The following is a 2,771-nucleotide window of genomic DNA, read 5'->3' as shown; positions in this document are numbered from 1 at the left end:
GATCGACGAGATCGCCGAAGCCACTGGATGGCAGCCACATACGGTCCGAGGTGCCTTCGCCGGCGCGCTCAAGAAGAAGCTCGGGCTCGAGGTGACCTCGGAGAAGGTCGAAAACCGGGGGCGCGTGTACAAACTCCCCGCCGAGTGACCCACCCGACCAGTTCATCGCTGCCGTCCCTTGGGGGCGGCAGTTTCTCGTCATGCGAAGCGGGGATCGAGAAACTGCAACCGCCCGTCAGTTGCCGGTCCGGTTCCGATGTACGTCGGCGTACTCGATAAGGTCCCAGCGATTTCCCCAAGGGTCGACCCAAACCACAACGCGCCCATACGGCTCATCACGCGGAGCAGATTCGAAAACAACGCCTTCAGCCTGCATGCGCAGGTAGTCCTCCTCGAAGTTGGCAGTTTGCAGAAAGAGCCAGACCCGACCGCCGCCCTGCTGGCCGATGGCCGCATTTTGACGATCACCGACTGCGCGCGCGAGCAGGATCTCGGTTTCGCCGCCGCGTGGGGCAATCCTTACCCAACGCTTTCCGTTTCCCAGATCGGAATCTTCACGGCACTCGAACCCGATGCGCAGGAAAAACGCCAGAGCTTCATCGTAGTCGGGGACAAGAAGCGAAAATAGTGCAACGCGATCAGGCATGTAAAACTCGTAGCGACACGGACCCAGACGACCTGCGGTGACTGCCGACGCCGGCCGATCCCCGAGCCATCAGTCAGCAGGCGCCCTGACACTGCGTGCCGCGAAGCAGCCGGGTTTCGCATTATGGATGTCGATGAAGGCGACGCCCCGGTCTGTGAACATCTGCTCGAGCCTGGGCCCGAGGTCTCCACCGTCGATCACGTCGGCATCGACCATGAACCCGCGCGCATCGAACGCCCTGACCGATAGCAGCCGCGAAGACAGTACCTCCGGGACTTCGCCCGGTTTCGGATGCGCCTGTCGGGCAAGCTCGCGAACGAAAATCGCGTGTGCGGCCGCGTAGGGGGATTGGACGTCCAGATGACTGTAATTGAAAAGGATCAGGGTCTCGCCGATCTCGGCATCCTGCAGGCTCACCCGACAAGGGAAGCCCGGGCTCGCATCGGCCACGACACGGACGGCGCGGCGGGCGGCCAGTTCGTCGCTCGAGAGGGTGAACAGGTGTGTGAACTTTGCATGATCCAGTGCCTCGATCTGAAACGTCATCACCCCGGTCTCCGTACTTGTGTCCGCGTCGAGACTAGGCAACCCTATCCTGAAGGGCGACCCGGTTCCTGCGCTTTGGGGCCCACCTATGGCCGTCGCCGGAAACGTCGCCACTCCCCGACCCGGATCGCCTCGAACAGCCGTCGCAGCAGGTAACCCCGCGCCAGCGAGACGCCGACGAAGGCCAGACCGATGGCCATGTGCTCCGCGAGGCCCGTCTCGATCCCGAACCACGGGAACACCACGATCTGCGTGGCGATGGCCAAAACGTAGCCGACGACAACGTTTGCCGTGGCCTCGAGCATCGACATGGTCCGGCTCTGCTTCATCGCAGCCCATCCGGCAGGCACTCCAGAAACGCCGTCACGAACTCCGCCGCGAGCGGCGGAACGATCGCATTGCCGTAGCCCCGCAGGAGCCCCATGCGGCCGGGTATCCCATCAGCCAGCGGGAATGTTCCGGGTTCAACGGGCCGCCAGCGGCCATCCCGGCAAAGGAGCCAGTCAAGATCGCTCCAGACGCTGTCCGTCGCATCGGTCCCGACAGGGTCGGCGCCTTCGACCAGTCGACCAGCTTCACCGTCCTGCGGCTCGCATCGGTGTTGCCGGCCGCGTTGTAGCGCTCCGTCGCAGGCGAGCCCGCCATCGCCGTCGGCCAACCCGCCAGCCAGACCTGCCGGCCGAGCAGTGCATTGATCGGAACCGCCGGGCATTCCGACCCGTCCTTGTGATCCCGCGCCGAGGCCGTCGCCCAGCCCACCCGGTTCAAGGGCGACGGCGCCGAAGAACAGCCGCTGGCGGATGTGAGGCGCACCGATGCCCGCAGCCGGCAGATCGGCCGCCGCGACGGCGTAAGATGCTGCTTCCAGCCCAGCCGCCACAGCGTCGAACCACGCCCAGCCAGCCGGACCTTCAGCCGCTGTTCGAGCCGCACCGCCAACCGGTCCGAGCACTGCCGCGCTTGCGACCTGCTCGCCGAAGACGAGCCCGGGTCGGCAGGCGGCGACGAGCCGCAGGAAAGCGGGCGCGAGATGGCGGTCATCGTCCTGTCCCTTGCGCTGCCCGGCCTGGCTGAAGGGCTGGCAGGGTGGCGAGCCGGTCCAGACGGACATTTCCTCGGCCACGCCTGCGAGTCGCAGCGCATAGGGCCAGCCGCCGATCCCGGCGAAGAAATGGCATTGGGTGAAGCCGCGCAGGTCGGCCGGCTCCACTTCGAGGATGGACCGCGCATCCACCTCGCCGTCAGGCAGCAGCCCGGCCGCGATCAGCTCCCGCAGCCATGCGCAGGCCGCGGGATCGGCATCGTTGTAGTAGACGGCCATCAGGCGGCGGCATCGGCCTTGTCGCCCAGCCGCTCCGCCTTCACCTCGGCGAAGGTCCTGCCGTCGCCGTCGAGGATCGCGTCGCGGCAAGTTTCGGCCTGCCAGCGCTCCACCGCCACGTCGACATAGGCGGGGCTGATCTCCATCGCGAAGACGCGGCGGCCGTTTGCCTCGCCCGCCATGATCTGCGAGCCGGAACCCGAGAACGGCTCGTAGCAGAGTCCGCCGCGCGCAACGTGCTGGCGCATCGGGATGCCG

5 protein-coding genes and 1 pseudogene are annotated in these 2,771 nt (G+C 66.4%); 1 reads left to right on the top strand and 5 read right to left on the bottom strand.

All coding sequences use genetic code 11. The annotated features are described in order from the left end of the window. Positions 1–148, top strand: a 148-nt coding sequence (locus AB6A66_RS17295) for a DUF3489 domain-containing protein (RefSeq protein WP_371056873.1), incomplete at its 5' end; no start/stop codon positions are given. A gap of 87 nt (positions 149–235) precedes the next feature. On the opposite strand, the gene AB6A66_RS17290 is transcribed toward AB6A66_RS17295, so the two are convergent. The 5 genes and pseudogenes from AB6A66_RS17290 to AB6A66_RS17270 form a co-directional block, all read right to left on the bottom strand. After that, the gene (locus tag AB6A66_RS17290; RefSeq protein ID WP_371056872.1) at positions 236–646 is read right to left on the bottom strand and encodes a VOC family protein; all 411 of its coding nucleotides are present in this window, start codon (positions 644–646) and stop codon (positions 236–238) included. Between the two features lie 69 nt (positions 647–715). Further along, the gene (locus AB6A66_RS17285; protein WP_371056871.1) at positions 716–1,192 is read right to left on the bottom strand and encodes a DUF1203 domain-containing protein; all 477 of its coding nucleotides are present in this window, start codon (positions 1,190–1,192) and stop codon (positions 716–718) included. Positions 1,193–1,278: 86 nt separating this feature from the next. Further along, positions 1,279–1,521: a hypothetical protein gene (locus tag AB6A66_RS17280; RefSeq protein ID WP_371056870.1), complete on the bottom strand. Its 243-nt coding sequence runs from the start codon at positions 1,519–1,521 to the stop codon at positions 1,279–1,281. Further along, entirely contained in the window at positions 1,518–2,513 is a 996-nt protein-coding gene (locus tag AB6A66_RS17275; RefSeq protein ID WP_371056869.1) for a DNA cytosine methyltransferase, read from the bottom strand. The genes AB6A66_RS17280 and AB6A66_RS17275 overlap by 4 nt, the downstream gene beginning before the upstream one ends. After that, positions 2,513–2,771, bottom strand: a pseudogene (locus AB6A66_RS17270) (DNA methylase); the annotation flags it as partial. The pseudogene AB6A66_RS17270 and the gene AB6A66_RS17275, both read right to left, overlap by 1 nt.

This window comes from Rhodosalinus sp. K401 (assembly GCF_041365735.1).
Taxonomy (GTDB): Bacteria; Pseudomonadota; Alphaproteobacteria; order Rhodobacterales; family Rhodobacteraceae; genus Rhodosalinus.
The sequence above is the reverse complement of the archived record's forward strand: the minus strand, read 5'-3'. Positions and strand labels throughout refer to the sequence as shown.

What these genes read in the sequence shown, in the direction of transcription:
- AB6A66_RS17290 (WP_371056872.1), bottom strand. Translation starts at nt 646, where the DNA reads ATGCCTGATCGCGTTGCACTATTTTCGCTTCTTGTCCCCGACTACGAT.
- AB6A66_RS17285 (WP_371056871.1), bottom strand. Translation starts at nt 1,192, where the DNA reads ATGACGTTTCAGATCGAGGCACTGGATCATGCAAAGTTCACACACCTG.
- AB6A66_RS17280 (WP_371056870.1), bottom strand. Translation starts at nt 1,521, where the DNA reads ATGAAGCAGAGCCGGACCATGTCGATGCTCGAGGCCACGGCAAACGTT.
- AB6A66_RS17275 (WP_371056869.1), bottom strand. Translation starts at nt 2,513, where the DNA reads ATGGCCGTCTACTACAACGATGCCGATCCCGCGGCCTGCGCATGGCTG.